At 45.2% G+C, this 24,547-nt stretch carries 16 protein-coding genes; 7 read left to right on the top strand and 9 right to left on the bottom strand.

The features are described 5' to 3' along the window. Nucleotides 1-165 precede the first annotated feature (165 nt). The 4 genes from typA (at nt 166) to HMPREF2983_RS00805 (ending at nt 3,897) form a co-directional block, all read left to right on the top strand. The gene (gene typA / locus HMPREF2983_RS00820) at nt 166-1,968 is read left to right on the top strand and encodes a translational GTPase TypA (RefSeq protein WP_070665735.1); all 1,803 of its coding nucleotides are present in this window, start codon (nt 166-168) and stop codon (nt 1,966-1,968) included. Between the two features lie 20 nt (nt 1,969-1,988). After that, a complete protein-coding gene (locus HMPREF2983_RS00815) occupies nt 1,989-2,207 on the top strand; it encodes a hypothetical protein (protein ID WP_004371682.1) in 219 nt (72 codons plus the stop codon). A 95-nt stretch (nt 2,208-2,302) separates the two neighbouring features. Further along, entirely contained in the window at nt 2,303-3,007 is a 705-nt protein-coding gene (locus HMPREF2983_RS00810) for a porin family protein (RefSeq protein ID WP_070665732.1), read from the top strand. Nucleotides 3,008-3,021: 14 nt separating this feature from the next. Beyond that, nucleotides 3,022-3,897: a FimB/Mfa2 family fimbrial subunit gene (locus HMPREF2983_RS00805; RefSeq protein WP_070665729.1), complete on the top strand. Its 876-nt coding sequence runs from the start codon at nt 3,022-3,024 to the stop codon at nt 3,895-3,897. Nucleotides 3,898-4,072: 175 nt separating this feature from the next. Here the strand turns inward: HMPREF2983_RS00805 and HMPREF2983_RS00800 are convergent, their stop codons facing one another. Beyond that, a complete protein-coding gene (locus HMPREF2983_RS00800) occupies nt 4,073-4,558 on the bottom strand; it encodes an S-ribosylhomocysteine lyase (protein ID WP_070665842.1) in 486 nt (161 codons plus the stop codon). 13 nt (nt 4,559-4,571) lie between these two features. Next, nucleotides 4,572-5,213, bottom strand: coding sequence for a 5'-methylthioadenosine/S-adenosylhomocysteine nucleosidase (gene mtnN / locus HMPREF2983_RS00795; RefSeq protein WP_070665725.1), 642 nt, complete (start codon nt 5,211-5,213; stop codon nt 4,572-4,574). A 754-nt stretch (nt 5,214-5,967) separates the two neighbouring features. Here mtnN and HMPREF2983_RS00790 point away from each other — a divergent pair. After that, nucleotides 5,968-8,481, top strand: a complete 2,514-nt coding sequence (locus tag HMPREF2983_RS00790) for a YfhO family protein (RefSeq protein WP_018920483.1) — start codon at nt 5,968-5,970, stop codon at nt 8,479-8,481. A gap of 155 nt (nt 8,482-8,636) precedes the next feature. On the opposite strand, the gene HMPREF2983_RS00785 is transcribed toward HMPREF2983_RS00790, so the two are convergent. Next, nucleotides 8,637-9,470 (bottom strand): GSCFA domain-containing protein, encoded by an 834-nt coding sequence (locus HMPREF2983_RS00785; protein ID WP_070665723.1) that lies wholly within the window; start codon nt 9,468-9,470, stop codon nt 8,637-8,639. 140 nt (nt 9,471-9,610) lie between these two features. Here HMPREF2983_RS00785 and HMPREF2983_RS00780 point away from each other — a divergent pair, with 140 nt between their 5' ends. Continuing rightward, nucleotides 9,611-12,631 carry a PEP/pyruvate-binding domain-containing protein gene (locus tag HMPREF2983_RS00780; RefSeq protein WP_070665719.1) on the top strand — a complete coding sequence of 1,007 codons (3,021 nt, stop codon included), beginning with the start codon at nt 9,611-9,613 and terminating at the stop codon, nt 12,629-12,631. A 988-nt stretch (nt 12,632-13,619) separates the two neighbouring features. Then, nucleotides 13,620-14,768, top strand: coding sequence for a mechanosensitive ion channel family protein (locus tag HMPREF2983_RS00775; protein ID WP_070665716.1), 1,149 nt, complete (start codon nt 13,620-13,622; stop codon nt 14,766-14,768). Between the two features lie 1,029 nt (nt 14,769-15,797). Here HMPREF2983_RS00775 and HMPREF2983_RS00770 read toward each other — a convergent pair. The 6 genes from HMPREF2983_RS00770 to folE all read right to left on the bottom strand — a co-directional run bounded on the left by HMPREF2983_RS00770 (nt 15,798) and on the right by folE (nt 24,494). Further along, a complete protein-coding gene (locus HMPREF2983_RS00770) occupies nt 15,798-18,275 on the bottom strand; it encodes a zinc-dependent metalloprotease (RefSeq protein ID WP_070665712.1) in 2,478 nt (825 codons plus the stop codon). A 210-nt stretch (nt 18,276-18,485) separates the two neighbouring features. Then, the gene (locus tag HMPREF2983_RS00765; RefSeq protein WP_070665709.1) at nt 18,486-19,142 is read right to left on the bottom strand and encodes a PAQR family membrane homeostasis protein TrhA; all 657 of its coding nucleotides are present in this window, start codon (nt 19,140-19,142) and stop codon (nt 18,486-18,488) included. Between the two features lie 232 nt (nt 19,143-19,374). Next, the gene (gene rnr, locus HMPREF2983_RS00760) at nt 19,375-21,570 is read right to left on the bottom strand and encodes a ribonuclease R (protein WP_070665706.1); all 2,196 of its coding nucleotides are present in this window, start codon (nt 21,568-21,570) and stop codon (nt 19,375-19,377) included. Nucleotides 21,571-22,435: 865 nt separating this feature from the next. Further along, the gene (locus HMPREF2983_RS00755; protein ID WP_004371635.1) at nt 22,436-23,188 is read right to left on the bottom strand and encodes an exodeoxyribonuclease III; all 753 of its coding nucleotides are present in this window, start codon (nt 23,186-23,188) and stop codon (nt 22,436-22,438) included. A 7-nt stretch (nt 23,189-23,195) separates the two neighbouring features. Beyond that, nucleotides 23,196-23,825 (bottom strand): DUF4840 domain-containing protein, encoded by a 630-nt coding sequence (locus HMPREF2983_RS00750; protein WP_070665703.1) that lies wholly within the window; start codon nt 23,823-23,825, stop codon nt 23,196-23,198. Nucleotides 23,826-23,900: 75 nt separating this feature from the next. Further along, a complete protein-coding gene (gene folE, locus HMPREF2983_RS00745) occupies nt 23,901-24,494 on the bottom strand; it encodes a GTP cyclohydrolase I FolE (protein WP_004377019.1) in 594 nt (197 codons plus the stop codon). Between the last annotated feature and the right edge of the window lie 53 nt (nt 24,495-24,547).

The following is a 24,547-nucleotide window of genomic DNA, read 5'->3' as shown; positions in this document are numbered from 1 at the left end:
TAGCAATAAAAGTCAAGATAACGAAGATATAGGCTTGAACTTTTCTGCAAGGTAACGTTTTTTAACACGCAACCTAACCTATTCATAATCAAGATAGAAGTGTACCTCAGTTATTTTTTGTAATTTTGCAGCGAATTAGAAATAAGGATATTTAAGGTAAAACAAATGCAAGACATTAGAAACATTGCAGTAATTGCACACGTAGACCACGGGAAAACAACGCTGGTTGACAAGATGATGTTGGCCGGGAAGCTGTTCCGTGACGGGCAGGATAACAGTGGCGAGGTGCTCGACTCCAATGATTTGGAGCGCGAACGCGGTATTACGATTCTCTCGAAGAACGTTTCTATCAACTGGAAAGGAACTAAGATTAATATATTGGATACCCCAGGTCACTCTGACTTTGGCGGCGAAGTAGAACGTGTTCTCAATATGGCTGACGGCTGTCTGCTGCTCGTCGATGCCTTTGAAGGGCCTATGCCGCAGACTCGTTTCGTGCTTCAGAAGGCGCTTCAGCTTGGTTTGAAGCCAATGGTTGTTGTCAACAAGGTGGACAAACCCAATTGCCGACCGGAGGAAGTGTATGAGATGGTGTTCGATTTGATGTGTGATTTAAACGCAACTGAAGAGCAGTTAGACTTTCAAGTCGTGTATGGTTCGGCCAAGAATGGCTGGATGTCAGCTGATTGGCAGAAGCCAACTGACAACATAGACTACTTACTTGACAAGATCATTGAGGTCATCCCGGCACCTAAGCACCGCGAAGGTACGCCGCAGATGCTGATCACTTCACTCGATTATTCAAGCTATACGGGACGTATTGCAGTAGGACGCGTGCACCGTGGCATACTGAAGAACGGTCAAAATATCACGATCTGTCATCGTGACGGAAGCCAGGAAAAGACCAAAATCAAGGAACTTCGCACTTTCGAAGGCATGGGAAGCAAGCCTACAGAAAGCGTTGAGAGTGGCGATATCTGTGCAGTTGTGGGCCTCGAAAGATTTGAAATCGGCGATACTATCGCTGACTTTGAGAACCCGGAGGCCCTTCCTGCCATTGCAGTTGATGAGCCGACGATGAGCATGTTATTTACAATTAACGACTCACCCTTCTTTGGTCGCGAGGGCAAGTTCTGCACTTCACGTCATATCAACGACCGTCTGAACAAGGAACTTGAAAAGAATTTAGCACTTCGTGTACGTCCTTTTGAAGGCTCAACTGATAAGTGGATTGTCAGTGGTCGTGGCGTTTTACACCTCTCCGTGCTTGTGGAAACCATGCGTCGTGAGGGCTATGAGCTTCAAGTTGGACAGCCCCAGGTGATTTATAAAGAGATAGATGGCGTGAAATGTGAACCTGTTGAGGAATTGACTATCAATGTTCCACAGGATTATTCCAGCAAGATGGTCGACATGGTAACGCGTCGTAAGGGTGAATTGACAGGTATGGACACAGAAGGAGACCGTGTAAACATCACGTTTGAAATCCCTTCTCGTGGTATCATTGGCTTGAGAACGAATGTTCTGACGGCTTCACAAGGTGAGGCTATCATGGCACATCGCTATAAAGAATACCAGCCTTTTAAGGGCGAAATCACGCGACGTACCAATGGATCCATGATAGTTATGGAGACAGGTACGGCCTTTGCATACTCTATCGACAAGCTTCAAGACCGCGGAAAGTTCTTCATTGATCCGGGAGAAGAAGTCTATGCAGGTCAGGTTGTGGGCGAACATGTTCACGATAATGACTTGGTAATCAATGTCACCAAAGCCAAACAGCTGACCAATGTGCGTGCCAGTGGCTCTGATGAAAAGGCTCGTGTAATTCCAAAGACGGTCATGAGTCTTGAAGAATGCCTTGAATATATCAAGGAAGATGAGTATGTTGAGGTGACACCTAAGAGCATGCGAATGCGCAAGATATTGCTCGATCACCTCGAACGTAAGCGTGCAAACAAGGAATAAACCATTAAATCATAACCATTATGACAGGATTATATATTTTCATTGCATTGATTGCAATTGCCCTTTTGGGTTGGGCTGTTGCCGAATTAAAGAGCCGTTCCATCACTTTTGAACATTCAGAAGAGGAGCGTGAAGAGGCAGAATTGCTCTATAATGAGCAGAAAGAGCGTGATTTCAAAGAGCAAGATCTAAAAGACTTGCTGGCACATAACAGTACCAAAGGCTACGATGCGATTTAAGGAATAAATGGCCTTGCAAAATAAAAGGCTTCATTCTTCAGAATATCATACAATAAAATCCATTCAAAAGCGTTACATAATTAAACTCAATAATTATGAAACGCTTTTTCTTTTTATATCTTTTCGCGGCTGCTTTCATGGCAGTTTCTGCCCAAAGCAAGGTTGGAACACTCTCTGTTATGCCTAAAGTGGGCCTTTGTCTTGCCAACATTTCAAACAGTGATATCTCGTATGATTTAACGACAGATAAAGCAAGTGTCGATGCAAAATATAGGGCAGGATTCACCGGTGGCGCTGAATTCGAGTATCAATTTCTGTCACAATGCAGCCTTTCCCTTGGTGCACTTTATGCGCTTCAAGGTTGCCGTTATAAGGACTTCAGCAACGAAGTGCGTGGCCAGGCAGGTTCTTATTCGGGCTATTCCAACATGGCCATTGGCCTCCATTATTTTCAAATTCCGTTGTTGGTCAATGTCTATTTGTCCAAGGGGTTGGCTGTGAAAGCCGGCATTCAGCCCTCATTTCTGTTGGGTGCAAGAGCCAAATATGATATCACCGACTTTGTTGTTGCCGCTGACGGAGGGGCTGTTTACGAACCAACTCGCCATGTCAGCAGTGATATCAAAGGGAATTTCTGCTCGACAGACGTGTCTGTTCCCATCGGTATCTCCTATGAATATTCCAATGTAATCATGGAAGCGCGCTATCATTTAAGCCTTTCTAAAGTAGAAAAACAAATAAATTCAAAGAACCGTTGGTTTACATTCAACGTTGGATATAGGCTCAATCTCCTTAAATAAAAACCTTTATAACCATGAAAAAAGCACTGAATTGGACATGTTTTCTTGTCCTCATGGCTGTACTTTCAGCCTGCGAAAAGCCTAATTTAGGCGATGAACAGCCCAAGAGAAAAGGCTATCGGGTGAGTCTCCACATAGAAGATGTAGCACAATCCTATGCAGGAGCTAAGGCAAGAGCATTGGTTGATATAGATGAAGTGTGCTCATGTCTGAACGCAGCGGTATATCAAGACGGGGAAAAGAAAGCTTCCATCAATCAGAACAAGAGCGATAAGAACTTTGGAAATCTTAGTCTTGAGCTGCCCGAAGGACAGTATTCACTTGTTGTCATCGGGCATAACGGCAGCAAGAATGCGTCTATGGCGCATGCCGATAAGGTTAAGTTTGACGGCAAGGTGACAGAGACTTTCCTTTATAACGGCACTATCAAGGTCACGGGTGATATGCAACAATCTATCACGTTGACGCGTTGTGTGGCCAAGGTAGAATTTCATTTCGTTGATCCTATACCCGAAAATGTCACTCATCTGCGCTTTTCCTACACAGGAGGAAGCAGTACTTTAGACGCAACGAGTGGCTTTGGATGTGTGGATTCACGGCAAACCGAAGTGAGAAGCATACCGGCAGAGGCACATCATGCGGCTTCTTCTTATGCCATTTACACCTTTCCAAAGGCGCAAGAAGGTAAGATAAAAGTCATCATGAAAGCCTTGGATATAAATGAAAAGACACTTGCCGAGCAAACATTTGGTTCACTGAAGATTGTAAGAAACGGCATTAACCATATCCCCAACCTTAGTTTCAAACCGAATGGAGGGACAACAGCACGTGGCATTAAGGTCAAAGCAGATGACTCTTGGGCCACTTCTTTCGAGACAGAAGATTGGTAATGAACGGCTACACCGTGTCCTATACATAATAAGGTGGAAAGAGAAATACTCTCTTTCCACCTTATTTGATTTATAATTATAATCATGATGAGCTTTCACCCCACACTATTTCATCCTCAATAAGAAGCTGCAAGCAATTTCTCCCTCCCTTCGGGAGGGCCGGGGTGGGTATTTCCTACTTCTTCTCGGGATACACTAAGTTCTTCTCAGTGATACATTCCAGCACTTCATTCAAGTATTTTGCCGACTCATAACGTGCCATAGGAAGGTCGTGGAGCAGGTAGTTTCCACAGTCCATTGGTGCTGCTCCGGGGATTTCTCCATGATATTCTGCAACGAAACGAAAGGTACGTTTCATGAGTTCCACAATGTCCTTGCTTTCCAAATCGCCACGCAGAATGAGATAATTACCCGTCAAGCATCCCATGGGACCCCAATAAACAATGCGGTCTTTCCATTCTTCATCGTTACGAAGAAAGGTTGCAGCAAGGTGCTCAATGGTATGAATGGCACCATTATGGAGCACCGGTTCACGATTAGGTTCTTTCATTCTGATGTCAAAAGTAGTGACGATTTTGCCGCCCACTTCATCCTTTCTGCTTACGTAAATGCCACGAAGCAGTTGCTCATGATTGATTGTAAAGCTTGGGATTTTATTCATTTTCATTTGCTTTTTACTTGTTGATTTCCTCTATAAAATGACGAGTCACTTCGAAACTCCCTTCGGCTAATCGGTCCCAGAAGTCGAAATACATCTGTGCCTTGTGGTCTTTCAGCGGCACATCACTGATAATTCTAAAGCTGATGAAAGGCGTGTTGAAGATGTGGCACACTTGAGCAATGCTGCAACTCTCCATGTCAACGGCCATAGCTTCGGGGAAATGGCTCATGATATCCTGCATCTTCTCACGCGTATCTACAAACCATTCGCCGCTCACGGTAAGGCCCCTGTGAATGGTTATGCCCTCCACTTGCAGACGACTTGCCTTTTCAACAAGGTCTGTCGGCGCCAAATAGTGGGCCGGCATGCCGAGAATTTGTCCGTATTCACAGTTGTCTCCGCAGTAAGCATCATGGTAAACACACGCGCTTGCCACGACAACATCGCCCACATTCAGACGTGTGTCGGCACCACCGGCACAGCCTGTTGAGATAATCAAATCAGGCTGATGCTCGGCTATCATCTGTGTAGTTCCAACGGCAGAGTTGACTTTTCCTATGCCACATTTCTGCAAAATGATGTCCTTGTTCCCATGAAACACCTTTTCAAGTTGCGTGAATTCCTTGTCCATCGCAACGATAATACCTATCTTCATGCTTGCTTTCTGTTTGCTTACAAAGGTAATAAAAAAGCAGAAAAAAAGCGTTATATTATGTATAATTCAATAAATAGTAGCATAAGATGACTGTAGCTGTGGCTTGGAAAGCCACAGAACGGTGGTAATTTCCTTGCAAGTTTGAACTCCCCTCCTTGGGAGGGGTTGGGAGAGGCGCCGCAAGTTAGTACTCCCCTCCCTTGGGGAGGGGTCGGGGGTGGGTATCTATTAAATTCTTTTACAAAAGCCTTTGCGAGACGGCCCGTGCTGAAAAATAAAAGCATTGCGGTCGAAAATACGCGAGTTTTGAGCGAGTTTGCAATGCGTTGACAATCAAGCTATTATAAAGAATAAGGCAAAATATGAAGAAAGATAAGGTGGAGAAGTCCTCTCGTTTGATGCAAATTGCATGCTCATCTGCTTCATTTTGCATTGTGTTTTGATGCAGATAGGAGTGTCATCTGACGCAAAACACAAGCTAAGATGATGTATATTGCAAGATAAGGTGAAAGAAAATGGCTCGAAATCAGCTTGAAAACAGCTTTCGTTTTTCTATTTCGTGGATTTTCAACCCCCTCTTTTCAGACAATAAAACTTTACATTTTACAGCGATATTCATTGCCTTTCATCATGGAAAACAGGGCAGAATAATACTTCATAAATTGCCTGTCGGCTCATGATATTATTCCTTTTTTCACGTTTTATCATTTAAAATATCTATCTTTGCACGAAATAAACGTTTATAAACAACATCATGAAAGCTTTGAAGGAATATCTACCAGACCTGCTGGTAGTCATTATTTTCGCGGTAATATCATTTGCCTACTTCTTCCCTGCGGATGTAGACGGACGCATACTCTACAGACATGACGCATCGGCGGGACGTGGAGCAGGACAGGAAACGGCTGAATATCACGAGCGTACCGGTAAGGTTTCGCGTTGGACTAACGCCACTTTCAGTGGTATGCCGACTTATCAGACGGCGCCATCTTACAAGAGTGTAAGTGTGCTTAATCAAGCAGTGAAGGCCTATCACCTGTGGCTTCCAGAGAACGTTTGGTATGTCTTTGCCTATCTTCTGGGCTTCTATATCCTGCTTCGGGCCTATGATTTCCGACGGGCTTTAGCCGTTTTAGGCTCTATCATATGGGCTTTCTCATCGTATTTCTTTATCATCATCGCTGCCGGACACATCTGGAAGGTGATGGCTTTGGCCTATCTTCCACCGCTGATAGCAGGCATCGTGCTCTCTTATCGGGGCAAATATCTATGGGGTTTCATTGTCACGGCAATCTTTGCAGCCTTTGAAGTTGATGCCAATCATGTTCAGATGACCTATTATTATCTGTTCATCATCCTCTTTATGATTATTGCTTATTTGGTCGATGCTGTCAGAAAGAAGACCATGAAGCAGTTTATGAAGGCCACAGCCGTATGTGCTGCGGGTGCATTGATTGGTGTGTTGATGAATATTTCCAACCTTTATCACACCTGGCAGTATGCTCAAGAGAGCATGAGAGGCAAGAGTGAACTCGTCAAGAAGAATGCAGCCAATCAGACTAACAGCGGACTTGACCGCGATTATATCACGCAGTGGAGCTATGGTGTGGATGAAACCTGGACGCTGCTCGTGCCAAATACCAAGGGCGGAGCATCGGTTCCGTTGGCTGCCAACACTGAGGCCATGAAGATTGCCGACCCGAATTTCATGCAGATTTATCAGCAGTTGGGGCAGTATTGGGGCGAACAGCCGGGCACAAGTGGGCCAGTCTATGTGGGCGCTTTCGTGCTGATGCTTTTCGTCTTGGGCCTGTTTATCGTGAAAGGTCCCACGAAATGGGCGTTATTGGCAGCCACGGTATTGAGCGTTTTGCTTTCGTGGGGACGTAATTTCATGCCGTTTACCAACTTCTTCCTTGACTACATACCGATGTACAGCAAGTTCCGAACGGTGGCATCTATACTTGTTATTGCCGAGTTTACCATACCGTTGCTCGCCATGATGACGCTGAAGAAGATTGTAGACGAGCCGGATATTCTGACAAAGAAAATCAAATATGTCTATATCAGCTTTGGTCTGACGGCCGGCATTGCCCTGCTCTTTGCCCTCATGCCGACGCTTTTCTTCTCTGATTTCATTTCAAGTTCAGAGATGCAAGCCCTGAAATCAATCCCTGCCGAATATCTTACGCCACTGCTGTCCAACCTGAGAAGCATCCGCGAAAGCATATTCACGGCCGACTGTTGGCGGTCGTTCTGGATTATCGTTATCGGCACATTGTGTCTCTTCCTCTACAAGATGAAGAAGCTGCGGGTAGAGTTTATGATGATAGCAATTACTGTTTTGTGTCTTGCCGACATGTGGCAAGTGAACAAACGCTACCTCAATGACGGCATGTTTGTAGAGAAGAGCGTGCGCGAACAGGCACAACCGATGACGCAGACAGACCGCCAGATACTGCAAGACAAGGCCTTGGACTATCGTGTTCTGAACTTTGCAAGCAACACGTTCAACGAGAATGAAACCAGTTTCTATCATAAGAGTATCGGTGGATATCATGCTGCCAAGCTGCGCAGATACCAGGAATTGATTGATGCTTACATCAGTCCTGAGATGCAAAAGACCATGCCCGCCATCGCACAGGCAGGCGGAGACATGACCAAGGTCAATGGAAACAGCATCTTCCCTGTGCTGAACATGCTCAATGCCAAATACTTCATTGTGCCTCTTCAAAGCAATCAGACGGTGGCAATACAGAACCCTTACGTCTATGGCAATGCTTGGTTTGTGGATAAAATCACTTATGTGAAGAATGCAAATGAAGAACTTGACGGACTTGGAAAACTTGACTTGCGCCATGAAGCCATTGCCGACGCACGCTTCCGGAGTCAGTTGGGCGAGTCAAAAGCCCAAGACAGCACGTCAATCGTAAAGATAACAGCCTACGAACCCAATCAACTCACGTATGATGTGCGTAGTGCTACGGGGGGAATTGTGGTCTTTTCCGAGATATTCTATCCCGAATGGACGGCTACAGTCGACGGGAAGGCCGTGGAGTTAGGCCGTGTAAACTATGTGCTTCGCGCGCTGAATGTTGACAAGGGACATCATACGGTGGTGCTTACCTTTGATCCTAAGAGTGTAAAGCAAACCGAGACCGTGGCTTATCTCTCTTATGGCGTACTGCTGTTGGTAGTGCTTCTGGGTGTCTATTTCAAGAGAAAGCAGCCTCACCCCCAGCCCCTCCCCGAAGAGGGAGGGGAGTAATATGCTTTCTTATAGCATATTTTGCAATGTGAGTTCCAGTATATACTACTTCCTACTCCAAGGAAACATCCCCTCTCTCACGGCCTTTCCCAAAAGAGAAAGATGAACAACATACTTCTCTATAGTGCATTTTGCAATGCAAGTTCTAAGGCATTCTATTCCCCTCCCTCTTCGGGGAGGGGCCAGGGGGAGAGGCTGTACTTTTTCATAAATGTGGTTAACCGCTCTTTTGTGAGTGCCATGAATGCCTGATAGTCTTCACTTTCTGGATTGAAAGGTCTGTGTTGTAGTGCTTCTTTGATAGGTTTCCATTCGCGCATCATCGTGAATACGTCGGCATGGAAATAGGTTTCGGCAAATTGTTCCCATATATATTCCACGGCTTGAGGGCTTGGATGCAACATGTCTTCTTTGTAGAAGCGGTAGTCGCGAAGCTCATCATTCATGATTTCATAGGCAGGAAAGTAATCCACTTGGCTTTCGTGAGACAGTTGTTCGGCTGCCAGCAGCAACGTAGCCTTGCCGAGTTGACTCCCATGGAAGCCGTATTTGCGGTACCGAATGGGGCTGACGGTGATGATGATGTGCATGTTTGGGTTGCAGGATAACAGACATTGCGTGGCCTTCTGCAGGTAATCAACACATTGGGCAACGCTTAATTCGCACTCATCAAACAGCGATTGTGGTCTTTTCCGGCAGTTATCAACAATCTCTTTGGTTTCTTTCAGCACATAAACATGGTTGGTTCCGAGCGTGAGAACGGTTACATCGGGCACGAAATCATGCGTTTTACAGTGTTGTTCAACAGAATGGAGGATGCTTGCAGGGTTATACATCACGCCAAAAGGATTGATTACGGTAGGAAACTGCTCATCCTTGAACTTGTTTCCAATGCTTTCTGCAAAGCAAGAACCGATGAATAAAAGGTGCTGTGCAGGTTTGATTTGCCATGAAGACGCGGCAATTTCCACTTTTGTTCTGAACTCCATACGCTGTCATTTGTTGCTTATTGCAAAGTTAGCGATATTCTTTCTATGAACCATTCGGTTTCGGTGATTAATTGAACTGATTGCTCTGATTTCAGAAATAAAGTGTTATTTTTGTGTCGAAGAAACGAAAGCGACCAACCATGGAAGAGAAAATACCGCGCGAATTCAATCAGTTTTATCTGCATGATGTCACGTTTGCCAACCTGATGATGCGGAGAATCTACAACGTTTTGATTGTTGCCAACCCCTATGATGCCTTTATGTTGGAGGATGACGGACGCATAGAGGAGAAGATCTACAATGAATATATGGAACTTGGACTGCGTTATCCGCCGATGTTTACACGCGTTTCAACGACTGAAGAGGCGATGCACGTCATGCATACCACCAATATCGACCTCGTGATTTGTATGCCGGGAACGGCCGATAATGATGCTTTCAGCGTGGCAAGGTCAATCAAACAAGCTTTTAAAGACATTCCTTGTGTGGTGCTTACGCCCTTTTCTCATGGCATAACCAAACGTATGCAGAACGAGGATTTGCGTATCTTCGACTATGTTTTCTGCTGGTTGGGAAACACTAATCTCATTCTTTCCATTATCAAACTCATCGAGGACAGGATGAACATTGCACACGATATCCAGGAGAGTGGCGTGCAGATGATTCTGCTTGTAGAGGACAGTATTCGTTTCTATTCATCCATATTGCCCAATCTCTACAGCTATATTCTTGCACAAAGCAAGCGGTTTGCCACCGAAGCATTAAACAAACATCAGGCTACTTTGCGTATGCGTGGCAGGCCAAAGGTCGTGCTTGCACGCACTTATGAAGAGGCAATGACGATTTATAATCAGTTTTCTGACAACTGTCTTGGCGTTATCTGTGATGCCCGTTTCCCGATGAAAGAGGTGTCGCCCGATGAGAATGAACTGTTGCCTTCACCGCTCCGGGACACTGATGTCTATAAAGATCCAGAGGCGGGACTGAAGCTTTTGCGGGCCATTCGAGCCAAAGACGAATACGTGCCCTTGATCATGGAGAGTTCAGAAAGTGCAAATCGTGAGAAAGCTGAAGCCGAAGGGGTCCGTTTTGTGGATAAGAATTCAAAGCAGATGAGCCTTGATCTGCGCCTGATTATGGAGGAACACATGGGCTTCGGCGACTTTATCTTCCGCAATCCCAAGACACATGAGGAGATTGTTCGCATCAAGTCGCTCAAGGATTTGCAGGATAACATCTTCAAAATCCCCAATGATTCCATGCTTTATCATATCTCGCGAAACCACATGAGCCGTTGGTTGAGCGCACGAGCTATATTCCCTGTGTCGCAATTCCTACGTGGAATTACGTGGCATAAACTGCAGGATGTCGATGCACATCGACAGATAACGTTTGATGCTATCGTGCAATATCGCCACATGAAGAACATCGGTGTGGTGGCCGTTTTCGACAGAATGAAGTTCGACCGCTATGCCCATTTCGCACGGATAGGCGAAGGTTCGCTCGGAGGAAAAGGCAGAGGATTGGCCTTTTTGGACAATATCATCAAGCTTCATCCTGCATTCAACCAGTTCGAAGGGGTCAAAGTGCAGATTCCAAAGACACTCGTGCTGTGCACGGATGTGTTTGATCAGTTCATGGAAAGCAACAATCTCTATCCTATTGCCCTAAGCGATGCAAGCGATGAAGACATCCTTCAGCACTTCTTGAAAGCGCAGTTGCCCGACAGTTTGACTGAAGATTTCCTCACATTCTTTGAAGCTGTGAAGGCACCTATCGCCATTCGGTCGTCAAGTTTGCTTGAAGACAGCCATTATCAACCCTTTGCCGGCATCTACAGCACCTACATGATACCCTGTTTAGACAATCGGAAAGCGATGCTGGAGATGTTGGCAAGTGCTATCAAGAGCGTCTATGCCTCGGTCTATTACCGCGATTCAAAGGCCTATATGACTGCTACAAGCAATGTCATCGACCAGGAAAAGATGGCCGTCATCTTGCAGGAAGTGGTCGGAAAGCAGTATGATGACCACTTCTATCCTACCTTCAGCGGAGTTCTTCGCTCGCTGAATTACTATCCGATTGGCGATGAAACCGCCGAAGAAGGCATTGCTTCGTTAGCTTTAGGCTTAGGAAAATACATCGTAGACGGCGGCCAAACACTGCGCGTTTCGCCCTATCATCCTCACCAAGTGCTGCAAATGAGCGAATGGGAAACGGCACTTCGCGAGACGCAGACACAGTTTTACGCTCTTGATATGGCTCCCGTGGGCAGGCAATTCAAAGTAGATGACGGCTTCAACATCAGGAAAATGAAGGTGAAAGAAGCCGAGAAAGACGGTGCGATACGCTATATCTGTTCGACATTCGACCCCTATGACCAAGTGATTTACGACGGACTCTACGATGGCGGACGCAAGATTATCTCATTTGCAGGCGTGCTTCAACAGGATGTTTTCCCTCTCCCGGAATTGCTGCAAATGGCGATGAAGCATGGTTCAGAAGCCATGAAACGCCCTGTGGAGATAGAATTTGCCTGTAATCTCAATGAGGACAAGAGCGGTGAACTCTATCTGTTGCAGATACGTCCGATTGCAGATGCCAAGCAAATACTCCATGAAGACCTCGCAAAAGTGGCTGATGAGGACTGCCTACTAAGGTCACATAATGCCTTGGGACATGGCATCATGGACGATGTCTACGATGTAGTTTACGTGAAATATGATGACAGTTTCTCGGCCATGAACAATTATTATGTGGCCGATGATATCGAGAGAATCAATCGTAAGTTCCTTGCCGACAATCGCCATTATGTGCTCATTGGCCCCGGCAGATGGGGCAGCAGCGACCATTATCTCGGTGTGCCGGTGAAATGGCCACATATTTCTGCCGCGCGCATTATTGTCGAAGTGGCACTCCACAACTACCACGTTGACCCTTCACAAGGCACGCATTTCTTTCAAAATCTCACTTCTTTCGGGGTCGGTTACTTCACGATTGACAGCTGTTCTGCATCGGGTGATTTCGTCCGCAAGGAGGTTTTAGAGGCTATGCCGGCCGTAGAAGAGACACCATATGTGCGGCATGTGCATTTCAAAAAGCCGCTACGGATTATGATTGGCGGTCAGAAACAGGAAGGATTGATTGACATAAGTCAATAAAACGGCTAACAGATTGATTTATAATGTGATTTATTTGCAGTGCACACAGATAGTGATTAATTTTGCAATGTGTTTTTCATGGTATTAGATTTAAGGTTAACAAAGGTTGGAGTACGGCGGTACTCCTTTTTTTATGCCTTATTTCTTAAATTGTTAAAAAACACCTATTAGAGGTTTAATAAATTGTAAATACTACACCATATAAGGCAGAATGTTTGGAAATTCCATTCATTCTGTCTAACTTTGCAACGTGTTTTTCATAGTATTAGATTTAAGGTTAACAAGGTCGGAGTACAGCGGTACTCCTTTTTTTGTGTCTTGAAGTGAAACTTCTCGTGGCATTTTTTAAGACCATCAGCACGTTTATGGAAGTCCATCAGCAAATTGTTGTAGGTCATGGAAGTATAAAAAAGCAAGAGAAATAACATTACTCAGACCCCACTTTCAATGGTTGTGCTCCTTGAAAGAGCTTATTCAATCAGAACAACAGTCTCTAAAGTCCTCATCTTTTTGTAAAGATTATCCCCTTGATTTTAACACTTCATGACCACACCAAATAGAAAATGGAAAGCGGGAAAACGGGAATAATTTCACCATTTCAAGCACCTTAGTTTGTGATTCCATTCATCATGCATTGCAATCTGACTTGAATGACTGTGCCATTTGACTCAAAAGACGTGGTCATTTGAGGCAGTTTGCGGACTGATTTGACGCAGATTGCGTAGTTTTTCAGCATGATTATACGCTGTGATTTGCTTTGTTTTTCGTAATGTGTTGATTGTCAATGCTTTATAAAAGGCTAAAAACAGGCCGTTTTTCTGGGTCGAGATACTTTCGTTTTCAAATACGCGAGCTATGAGAAAGCAATTGTAATGATAATTCAAAAGACGAGACTTCGTTTCTCATCCTTTCTTTTTTCTTTTCTTTTTTGATGCTTTAATTGAAAAAAACAACTATCTTTGTGAGAAAAAGAAAGGGACAGATAAGCATGGAAACCATCAGACTTTTTGTTGAAGAACTCATCATTCGCTGTGGTCTTCACGGTTCGGTCGTGCCGGTTGTACGCCATATTTTACTCGTTATCGTTGTTGTTTTACTGGCGATGTTGAGTTATTCTGTTGGGCGACGTATCATTCTTCTGCTCACGAAAGTGGTGGCTCGCAAAGGTATGCAGTGGAATAAGGCGTTGTTGGTGTCGGTGTGTCGCATCATTCCTGCTATTGTAGTGTGGGAACTTCTGCCGCTTGTGTTCTATCAATATCATGTGGTGCGGGTGTTGCTGACACGCTTCACGGCCATTTATATCATTGTGATGGTGACGCGGGCTGCCATAGCCTTGCTTGATAGTTTTGATGGTTTGAGAGGCGATGAGAGGTCGGCCAAGCAACAATATCTCAAGTCGTTGCGTGGTGTACTGAAAATAGTTGCTGTCTTTTTAGCCTGTATTTTAGTTGTTGCTACAGCCATTGGGCGCAGTCCGATGACTCTTTTTGCCGGGTTGGGTGCCACTTCTGCTATCTTGATGCTGGTTTTCAAGGATACAATATCGGGACTTGTGGCCGGCATACAATTGACGAGTAATGATATGGTTCATAAAGGGGACTGGATTACTGTGCCTTCAGCCAACTTGAATGGAGTTGTGGAAGAGATCTCTCTGACGACGGTGAAAGTGAGGAATTTTGATAATACAATTGTCACCGTTACGCCTCAGACGCTTGTTGAAGACTCGTTTCAAAACTGGATAGGAATGCAGCAGAGTGAGGGTAGAAGAGTAAAGCGTGTGGTCTATTATGACTTCAGAAGCGTGTGTATGATTGATGAAACTCTGCGCAAGCAGTTAGTGGAGAAGGGATATTTCAAGCCTGAAGAGGTGGAAGGAAGCATCGTGAACATGGCACTTTATCGTCGTTTCATCGAACGTTTTCTCAGTCGAAACGCTTATGTGAACCAGCAGCTGACTTTCCTCGTGTGTCAGAAAGAGGGCACGAATGCAGGACTTCCACTCGAATTCTATTTCTTTTTGAAAGATAAAGAGTGGATTAATTACGAGCACCAATTGGCCGAAATCATGGAATATATCTATGCAGTGACGCCTGATTTTGGGCTTAAGATTTACCAACAGACCCCCATGCAGTGATTTAACGGCTTTGTTTTCATTCGATATCTAATATTGTATATTTATGTCATATTATAAGCAATACATAGTATATTTAAAGTTATTTATATTTAAAAAAGGCCGTTTGCTTGCATCTGCTCTTGACAGGTATTGGATTTTCTTTTATATTTGTAGTTGTAAATCAAATGTTATTCAACTTTAATTAGACGCATGTATGGACACCAAAAAAACAGCTCTTCCGCAGATTCTGCAGGATTTTCGCAGAGAAGACGACAATGAAACTACCGAGGTACATATCATAGAATCTGATGTATGGTACACTTAAAGCTTGTAAAACAGCTCTTATTTGCTGATGTAATAAAATCTAAGATAGGATGACTGACCTTGAGAGGGTCGGTCATTTTTTATGTAACTGCGTTGATGTCAGACGCTGATAGGTTGGTTGTTTTTATGCAGTTTGACGTCCGGCAGATAACAGATTACGACGGCATTTACTCACTTCTTTATCGTAGCGGGCAGTTCATTGTTACGTAATCTTTTATCATGCGGAGGATGTTACGTTTCACTCGGGAGGACATTATGTTATGGAAGAAGAGAAGAAATCAAAGTGTCTGCACATTCGATGGTCGTCTTTTCCTAAACAGAAAGAATGAAAAAACGGTTGAACGCTATTGCATCCAACCGCCATTATATTTGATTTTGAAAAACTTTCTCTTTCAAAGAGAACACCAAGTTTAGCGTCCCATAGAGATTTTGTCGTTCACATTCACTGCGAGTGAAACTGTTGCTACGACCACTGCCAATACAATCATTAATGTTACCATAATCTTTTTACCTTTCCTTTAGTTTTAGGGAACCTCGTCAGGCTCCTGTCATTATTATCCTTTTATCTTTGAATTGCACTGCAAAGTTAGTGCCGCGTTAGGATATGGACAAAGAAATCGTGGTAAATCATGGCCGTAGTTGGAATTAATTATCCCATATCAAGAAAGCCCGAAAAAACGGGATTGAGCGTTTTCTCGGGCTTTCATGTGTTAGGGTTGCATTTGTTTAATCGTTATCAGGCTTATTGTAAGCATCGCGTATCTTCTTGGTTTTCAGCAGCAGGTTGTTGTAGTGAAGTGCATTGATGCTGTTGGCATCAGTGGTTTTCAGCTGTTGACGGCAGAAGTTGTCAATCTTGTCAAGATGCTTCAACGCATAGAGTGTGACATCAGAGCGCGTGAACTTGATATTTTCTTTGGGTGTCTTGGAAGTATAAATGGCTTGTCCGATGTGTTCAACGTAGTTCTGTTCCAATCTGCGGCGGAAGTTATTGCCACGTAAGTCGGTTTTACTCATGGGCTTCCATGCAGCCTGAAAGACATCATTCAGATAGTCGTTGACAGGATAAGGCTGGCTTGCGGTGAAGCTGTTGTTGATGCAATTGTAGAGAATATAGGCCGAAAGGAGGTAGGAAAGCACAGCATTGGCGCGCATGGTAACCTCGTTGTCGGCATCAACTCCAAGCTTGTTGACGATGCTGTCAGGGTAGAGCCATGTGGGAATTGTAAATAGATGACGGCCAAACCAAGCGATAGCTTGTTTCTGGAGGACTGCCGGCACGATGTCGTTCTTGCGGGCAGAGGGCCAGTTATCACTGTAAACACCGGCAATGTGGCGTTGAGCGTGGTTGCTGTAGCGTTGGAACTGTCCGCGAACACTATTGTACATAGAGTTTAAATCGTCAGTCTGATCATCGGGTTGTGCCGTCCATTTTACAATATTCTGCATTACACGCTTGAGGTTCTTGACGCCATATTCGGCAGCAGTAATGTCGTTATCGCCGAGATCTTCAGTCTGGGAACGTGGGTCTCTCCCACGACCTTCATCGCCTTTATAGCGAAGTCGCTTGTTATTGGTAAGCATTTTGGTGACTTCACTGCGTAGTGTTTTCTTCTCATCGAACTCGTCTTTGAACTCCGGACGATACTGATAACCCCACTTGATAGCCCAGTTGTCGTAGTCGTTGATGCGGGGGAAGAGGCCGGCTTCACCGATGTTGTCCTCCGGTTGCGCAACATAATTGAAGCGTGCATAGTCCATAATGCTCGCTGTGTGGCCATGTTTCTCAACCCAAGCTTTATCACGTAGCTTCTCCACGGGAGTAGCATTGCTGGCTATCATGTTGTGTCGAAGTCCTAATGTATGACCTACTTCATGGCTTGAAACAAAGCGGATGAGCTTGCCCATAAGGTCTTTATCAAACTTCATTGTCTGTGCACGCTTGTCCAACGGCCCGCATTGTGTCATGTACCATTTGGTTAATAGGTTCATCACATTATGGTACCAACAGATATGACTCTCGATAATTTCACCGCTTCGTGGGTCAACAATGCGTGGCCCGTAAGCGTTCTCTTGCTCTGAAGGCAGGTAACGCAGGAAAGAATAACGGGCATCATCAGGACTGATGTCGCTGTCTTCAGGCACTTCTTTGCCTATGATGGCATTCTTGAAACCGGCAGCTTCGAAGGCTTTATTCCAGTCGTTGATGCCTTGAATGAGGTAAGGTACCCACTCTTTTGGCGTAGCTGGGTCGATGTAATAAACGATTTGCTTCTCAGGCTCAACGAGTTTACCCTTTGCATAAGCCTTTTTGTCTTTGGGAACTAAACGATAACGTGAGATAATGGCATCGTGTTTACTGGTTTCCCTGTCGCTGAATGTGACAAGACGGTTGTCGAAATAGCCCACACGTTCATCGGCCAAACGGGGCCGCATCGGTTCTTCGGGAAGCTGAACAATGCTTGTATTGAGGCTCAATGTCATGAAACCTTGACGTGAGGCCATGGATTTGCCGGGATTTGCAGCATAGGTTCGAAGTGTGGAAACCTCGATATTGATAGGATAAGTCTTGATAGTGTCGATGAAAGTACGGTCATCTTGCAGTGTCCCTAATTTCACTTGGGTCCGGTCGTTGGCTGTAAAACCGGCGATTTTATTGTCTCCTTTGAACAGTTTTGTTACGTTGACAAGCATCTTCCCAGTCTTCTTGTCCTTGCCGATAATATCAAACTTATAGACAATGGGGTCTATAGTAGCTTTTCTGACGAGTTCGGAGATGTTGCTTTTCGGGTCGGCAGTCTGTGAATGTGCCCATGAACGCAAGAACATGGTCTTGTCATCATAACGCTCGAAATAAACCGTGTTGTAGTTCACTTCCTCACCACTGAGCATGCCGAAGTCCTGTGGAACCGACACAAAACGGGTCACGGCAAGAAACAATCTGCCTAAAGCTGCCTCCGGAATCTCAAAATACCAGTCTTTCTCTATATGCCTGACATCGAATAACCCCTGTTGGAAAGAACCGCCTTTCTTCATGAGTTTCTCGTAATCATCTTCTTTCTTTTCAGACTTTTTCTTATTTGTTTCGTTGTCTTTCTTTACTTCTGTAGAGTCTTTTGCCCATGTGTTCAAGCTGTGTGGAACTGCCCATGTAGTCGTTGTTGTGAGTATTGACAGGGCAAATGTGGCTATTAAATGTTTCATTTCGTTTGATAAACTGTATTTATTACTCGTTATTATATTTCGTTGTTTGTTAATAATCTCGCTCACAAATCTATGGAGGCAAGGTGCCGAAAGGCTTACAAATATACGCAAAAGAATGCAGAAAAACGTCTTTCTCTCCAAATTTTAACATCGTTATCGGCATTAGTCAAGGCCTGATATGGGCCAAGACGGAGAAAAAAGACAATCTTTTCAGATATATTTCATCAATATATCCCACACTGCAATGATATGACAGATACTGCCGGCAAGTACAAAAAAGTGGAAAACAGTATGCATATATTTCCGCTTGTTGATGCTGTAGAACACTGCACCTGTAATGTAACAGATGCCTTCTGCAATAATCCATATGAAAGCAGATGTGGTGAGTGCGTCGATAAGTGGCTTGAAAGCAACGAGCACACTGAGTCCCATTCCAACGAAAGCAATGGTTTCCAAGTTACTGTGGTCTTTGAGATTGACAAAGCTAATGACGGTTCCTGCAATCGCACAAGCCCATATAAAGCAAAACAAGGTGAGGCCCCAGTAGCCTTGATCACGCAGTGCAATGAGCGTTATCGGGGAGTAACTGCCCGCAATGTGCCAGTAAATGGCGGCATGATCCCATTTGCGCAGTCGCTCTTTCCATTTGCTCCAAGCCGACAGGGAGTGGTAAACCGTAGAGGCTATATACGAGCAAAGCATGCCGAAGAGATAGAGAATAATGCCTGCTGTGGCCCATCCGTTGTGTTCACGAAAGCACCAAATGAGGAAAATTATGCCCACAACGATGCCCATGATGATGCCTCCGGCATGACTCCAAGCATTCCAAAGCTCCTCGCGATGATTGAAATGAATTTTCAGTTTCATAATAGTCAACTTCTTCGGCAAAGTTAGTTGTTTGTCGGCTATCGTCAAATTTTCGTGCCGTTTATTTTTAGTTTTCAGCCAATTTTCAAGGAAATGTTCCTCAACGACAAGCGGATAATCATATTCCTACATAGCCTCAACCTCAACACGCAGCCCGGATTGTTATGCGAAAACGCGCTCTCTTCCAGCTTATGCTTAGGATGAAAGCGCGCTTCTTACTTTTGATTACAGCCTATTCTGCTACTGTAAAGTCGAGTTGTTTCTTCTCTAAATCAGCTCTTGCCACTTGAATTTGGATGGCATCTCCAAGTTGATACTTGTGATGATGACGCCGACCAACGAGACAGAAGTTGCGTTCATCGAAGTCATAATAGTCATCTCCGAGGTCACGCATAGGGATCATACCCTCGCAGTGGTTCTCATCTATCTCGGCATATATGCCATAACTCGTGATACCACTAATGTGGGCATCATATGTTTCGCCTACTTTGTCGGCCATAAACTCTACCATCTTGTACTTAATAGAGTCGCGTTCAGCATTCTGGGCCACGAGTTCCATCTCGGAACAATGCTCACAAAGTTCCTCATAATGCTTCTCGTTGGCACTCCTTCCACCGTTAGCGTAACGCGTCAAGAGGCGATGAACCATCGTGTCGGGATAGCGACGGATAGGGCTTGTGAAGTGAGTATAGTAGTCGAATGCCAGTCCAAAGTGTCCGATGTTATGCACACTGTACTTCGCTTTCATCATAGCACGGAGTGCAACAGACTGAATCATCTTTGCTTCGGGCTTGTCGTTACTGTCGTCCATGAGTTTGTTGAGGCTGCGAGCCATGGCACTTTTCGTGCCATCGGTCTTCACTTTATAGCCGAACTTGACGATAAACTGCCGCAAAGTCTCCATCTTCTGCGGGTCAGGATTGTCATGTATGCGATAGGGGAGCGTCTTCTTCTTTTGTCCTTTCTTTACTTTCCCGATGCTTTCTGCCACAGTTCGGTTGGCCAAAAGCATGAACTCCTCAATCAGTTTGTTGGCATCGCGCGAGCGTTTGAAGTAACATCGCGTCGGTTTTCCTTGTGCATCAATGTCGAAATGCAGTTCTTCGCGGTCGAATTTCACAGCTCCACCCTTGAAGCGGCGGGCACGTAACTGTTTTGCCAGACGGTCTAAGGTGATCAATTGGTCGGCATTCTCACCCTGATATCCGCCTTTCGGTGCTTTCGGTGCAGGCTCTCCGGTGCCGTCTTTCACGCCGTTGGCCTCCAATATCTCCTGCACTTCCTCGTAGGCATAGCGTCGATTACTGCGGATAATGGTGTGAACAATGCGGTAAGCCTTGACATTTGCTTCGTCATCTAAGTTGAAAATAACGCTGTAGGCCAGTTTATCTTCATCGGGACGAAGCGAACAAATGAAGTTACATAGACGCTCGGGAAGCATTGGTATCGTGCGATCGACGAGATAAACACTCGTGGCCCGCTTCATGGCTTCCTTGTCAATGATGCTGCCCTCCGTGACATAATGGCTCACATCGGCAATGTGAACACCCACCTGCCAAAGGCCTTTGTCGAGCCGTTTGACAGAGAGTGCATCGTCAAAGTCCTTGGCATCATGCGGGTCAATGGTGCAGGTGAAGACATCACGGAAGTCTTCACGCTCCACCTCATCCTGCTTTGTAATCTCTGCCGAGATTTTCTCTGCGGCCTCTTCCACAGCTTTCGGATAGACATAAGGCAAGCCGTATTGGGCTAAGATGGTGTTCATTTCAACATCGTTGTTGCCTGTCTGCCCAAGCACATCCACGACTTCGCCCAACAGGTTCTTGTGTTCTGCATCGGGCCATTGTGTGATTTTGACGATAGCTTTGTCGTTAGTCTTGCCCCCTTTAAGCTTCTTTTTCGGGATGATGATATCGTGGACGAAAGTGTTTTCGGGTGTGATGAGATAGGCAAAGTCGCGATCTACGCGCAAGCGGCCTACGAAACGGTCTTTGTTGCGCTGTATGATTTCGATGACTTGTGCCTCTTTAATGTGCTTCTGTCGGCGTGCCATGAAGCTCACTTTCACGCGATCGCCATTGGTTGCCCACATGGAATTGCGCTCTGAAACGAAGATAGGTGAACCGCCATCATCGGGAAGAAACGAGTTCTTTCCATTCGCCTTGCGCACAAACGTGCCTTCCTGCACCTGGCCTTTCGTGTTGAGTTTGTAGGAACTGTCGGTCACGCGCGTGAGAAAGTCGTCCCAAGCCATCTCCTCCATAATGTCGATAGCCATCATCTTCAGTGGGTGGGTGTCTAATTTGAGCGCCCGAAATATCTCCTTGAAGCTAAGCTTCTTGCCGGGTTGCGACGTGAAAAAGTCTTGCAACCGCTCACAGAGTTGCTTCTTACTCATGCGTTTTCCACCTTTTTTCCCTTTTCCCATCTTTTTCTTTTTTTTGTTTGTTTAGGTTACAAAGTAACGAAAAAGAAATGACAATTACAATTTTTATGTTGTCTTTTTATTGGCAGATTGCATGGAATTCCATATGCCTGCGAGAGAATGCGGATAAGTGCATGCAGGCTGAAAACCGTATAGTGTTGCCGTTTGTCGTGATGACAGAGGCGTTGACCTGCATGTTGTCAGTTTGCTTTTTGTTTTGTCTTATCTTGTGGAAAGCGTGTGGGGTGCACTTATCGGTGTAAAGTTTGTTGCTCGGTTTTTAACACTTCCGGAGTTGACCAAATAGAAATGAAACTCCCACTTCTTTGCTTGTACGGAGCCATTTCACTGCTTGTGCGAAACCATTGTATGGCTTCGATATCCTCATTTGCCTCTTTTCAGCCTGTAATCTCAGTCACTTTACCATGCTGTTTGACTGAAATGACCCCGTATTATGACGCAAAACACACCGTAACTTGACGCAAATGGCAACGCTTTTCAGTGTGATTTTGCTTCATAATTCGACTTGAAATCCATAACGGTTTGATTGTCAAAGCGTTGTGAAAGACAAGAATACGGCACGTATTTGAAGCAGAGATAACTTTCATTTCAAATTCGCAAGCTGTGCAAAAGCATTTGTAAATAATCATGACATGAATTAACATATCATTCGCTTGTCAGGACTCTTACTTATCAAATAGGCTTTTAAGAGGTGAAAATGCTAAGTTTTGATGTGTCAGCAGGCGGGTTGTCATGGGCAGACTCCGTCAGACGGAGGTTATTTGCAGCGTAAGGTTGTCTGAAGAAATCGCCCCGATGACACGATGGTTATCGGGGCGATGGCTTATATTGCTTTGCAACATTCAATTTAAAGTTCAAGGTCTACTTCTATCGGACAATGGTCGCTGCCGAATATTTCGGTGTGGATAGAAGCGTCTTTCAGTTGAGGCCGGAGCCTGTCGGAGATGAGGAAGTAGTCTATGCGCCAGCCCGCGTTCTTCTCTCTTGCACGGAAACGGTAGCTCCACCAACTGTAGGTGACCTGCTCCGGATACAGAGTTCTGAACGTATCTGTAAAGCCATGGCTGAGCAGTTGAGTCATCTTGTCGCGCTCTTCATCGGTAAATCCGGCGTTACGGCGGTTGCTCTTGGGGTTCTTGAGGTCTATTTCCTGGTGTGCAACGTTCAGATCGCCGCAAACAATGACGGGCTTTTGTTCGTCAAGACGATGCAGGTAAGCCTGGAAGTCGTCTTCCCAAGTCATGCGATAGTCAAGCCTACGGAGTCCGTCTTGAGCGTTGGGCGTATACACCGTGACGAGGAAGAAGTTGTCATATTCAAGGGTTATGACGCGTCCTTCATGGTCGTGCTCGTCTATTCCGATGCCATAAGTGACGGCAATCGGTTCTTTTCGTGCATAGATAGCAGTGCCGCTGTAGCCTTTCTTGTCGGCATAATTCCAATAAGATGTATAGCCCGGGAACTGAAGATCAAGCTGTCCGGCCTGCATCTTGGTTTCTTGCAGGCAGAAGAAATCGGCATTCAGCGTTTCAAAAGACTGTGAGAAGTCTTTGCCTACACAGGCGCGAAGGCCATTTACATTCCATGAAATGAATTTCATATGGTGTTTAGTGTTTTGTTTTTGAGACGAACATCAGATATAGACCTGATGGGGCAAGGCGTTCCTTGTCGGCATTGATGAGGGCCGGCTGAACGGCTATTTGCAGTTTCTTGTTGGCCGGATTATAGAAGCACAGCATGTTGTTGCTGAATACAACCTCATGCGGTTTGCTGTCGTAGTTGGCTGTCAACGTAGCCTTAAAGCCGTTTGTCAGATAGCGATAAATCTTCTTTGGCTTGTTTGTGAAGCCCAAAGCGCCAATCTTGCTTTCGGCAGGTTGCATGGTAAGATGCTTGGCCAAATCCTGCTTTGCCTTGTTTGTCAAGGTGTGGTTTGGATTGAGCAGGCGTGAATAAAGGCTGTCGGGAATGCTGTTGATGCGTACGATGGTGTCGAGCCCGATGGTGACCTTGACATTCGGAACAGAGTCTTTTGTGCGATAGATTGAGCCATATTGCTGATAGACTGCATAGAGGTCGCCCTCATAAGTGCCTTTGGCTGCATCGAAAATCATCTTTGCTTCGGGCTCGGTAATCGTGATATCGTCGTCGTTATCATTACTCAAACAAGAAGAAAATGCGGTCAGTACAGCGGTCAGACAGAAGGCATAGCCAAGAAATTTACGTAGTTTTTTCATATGAGATGCTTTATATTGTTGTTGGACAAGATGAGGAAGAACAACCTTTAAGTCGCTTTTCCTGCAATAAAAGAATTAAATTCGTTTGGATTCTCCACGCAGCAGACTCATGAATTCCTGTCGGGTGTTGAGGTCGTTGAACACGCCGCTGAAGTCGCTTGTCGTCGTTATGGAGTTTTGTTTCTCTACACCTCGCATCTGCATGCACATGTGTTTGGCCTCAATCACTACCATTACGCCCTGCGGTTTCAAAGTAGACTGGATGCAGTCTTTGATTTGTTGGGTCAGACGTTCCTGCACTTGGAGGCGGTGACTGAATATATCTACCACGCGGGCAATCTTGCTTAAGCCCGTGATGTAACCGTCGGGAATGTAAGCTACGTGGCATTTGCCGTAGAAAGGCAGCATGTGGTGTTCGCAAAGAGAGAACACATCAATGTCTTTTACAATGACCATTTGATTGTAATCTTCCTTGAACAGTGCATCAGTCAGCACTTTGTGAGGGTCTTGAGTGTATCCACGGGTCAGTATCTGCATGGCTTTTGCCACGCGCATCGGGGTCTTTTCCAACCCTTCCCGACTGACATCTTCACCCAAAAGCGTGAGAACGCTCCTATAATGTGTGGCGAGATCATCAAGACCTTCGCGGAATTCAGTTTCAGGATTCATATATATTGTATTGTCTTTTCCTTTGTGTAATCACTGCATTTGCAGTGCATCGC

Source organism: Prevotella sp. HMSC077E09 (assembly GCF_001814685.1).
GTDB lineage: Bacteria > Bacteroidota > Bacteroidia > Bacteroidales > Bacteroidaceae > Prevotella > Prevotella oris.
The sequence above is the reverse complement of the archived record's forward strand: the minus strand, read 5'-3'. Positions and strand labels throughout refer to the sequence as shown.

Bases quoted from the DNA above. Each gene is read 5' to 3' on its own strand.
- typA (WP_070665735.1), top strand. From the start codon at position 166: ATGCAAGACATTAGAAACATTGCAGTAATTGCACACGTAGACCACGGG.
- HMPREF2983_RS00815 (WP_004371682.1), top strand. From the start codon at position 1,989: ATGACAGGATTATATATTTTCATTGCATTGATTGCAATTGCCCTTTTG.
- HMPREF2983_RS00810 (WP_070665732.1), top strand. From the start codon at position 2,303: ATGAAACGCTTTTTCTTTTTATATCTTTTCGCGGCTGCTTTCATGGCA.
- HMPREF2983_RS00805 (WP_070665729.1), top strand. From the start codon at position 3,022: ATGAAAAAAGCACTGAATTGGACATGTTTTCTTGTCCTCATGGCTGTA.
- HMPREF2983_RS00800 (WP_070665842.1), bottom strand. From the start codon at position 4,558: ATGAATAAAATCCCAAGCTTTACAATCAATCATGAGCAACTGCTTCGT.
- mtnN (WP_070665725.1), bottom strand. From the start codon at position 5,213: ATGAAGATAGGTATTATCGTTGCGATGGACAAGGAATTCACGCAACTT.
- HMPREF2983_RS00790 (WP_018920483.1), top strand. From the start codon at position 5,968: ATGAAAGCTTTGAAGGAATATCTACCAGACCTGCTGGTAGTCATTATT.
- HMPREF2983_RS00785 (WP_070665723.1), bottom strand. From the start codon at position 9,470: ATGGAGTTCAGAACAAAAGTGGAAATTGCCGCGTCTTCATGGCAAATC.
- HMPREF2983_RS00780 (WP_070665719.1), top strand. From the start codon at position 9,611: ATGGAAGAGAAAATACCGCGCGAATTCAATCAGTTTTATCTGCATGAT.
- HMPREF2983_RS00775 (WP_070665716.1), top strand. From the start codon at position 13,620: ATGGAAACCATCAGACTTTTTGTTGAAGAACTCATCATTCGCTGTGGT.
- HMPREF2983_RS00770 (WP_070665712.1), bottom strand. From the start codon at position 18,275: ATGAAACATTTAATAGCCACATTTGCCCTGTCAATACTCACAACAACG.
- HMPREF2983_RS00765 (WP_070665709.1), bottom strand. From the start codon at position 19,142: ATGAAACTGAAAATTCATTTCAATCATCGCGAGGAGCTTTGGAATGCT.
- rnr (WP_070665706.1), bottom strand. From the start codon at position 21,570: ATGGGAAAAGGGAAAAAAGGTGGAAAACGCATGAGTAAGAAGCAACTC.
- HMPREF2983_RS00755 (WP_004371635.1), bottom strand. From the start codon at position 23,188: ATGAAATTCATTTCATGGAATGTAAATGGCCTTCGCGCCTGTGTAGGC.
- HMPREF2983_RS00750 (WP_070665703.1), bottom strand. From the start codon at position 23,825: ATGAAAAAACTACGTAAATTTCTTGGCTATGCCTTCTGTCTGACCGCT.
- folE (WP_004377019.1), bottom strand. From the start codon at position 24,494: ATGAATCCTGAAACTGAATTCCGCGAAGGTCTTGATGATCTCGCCACA.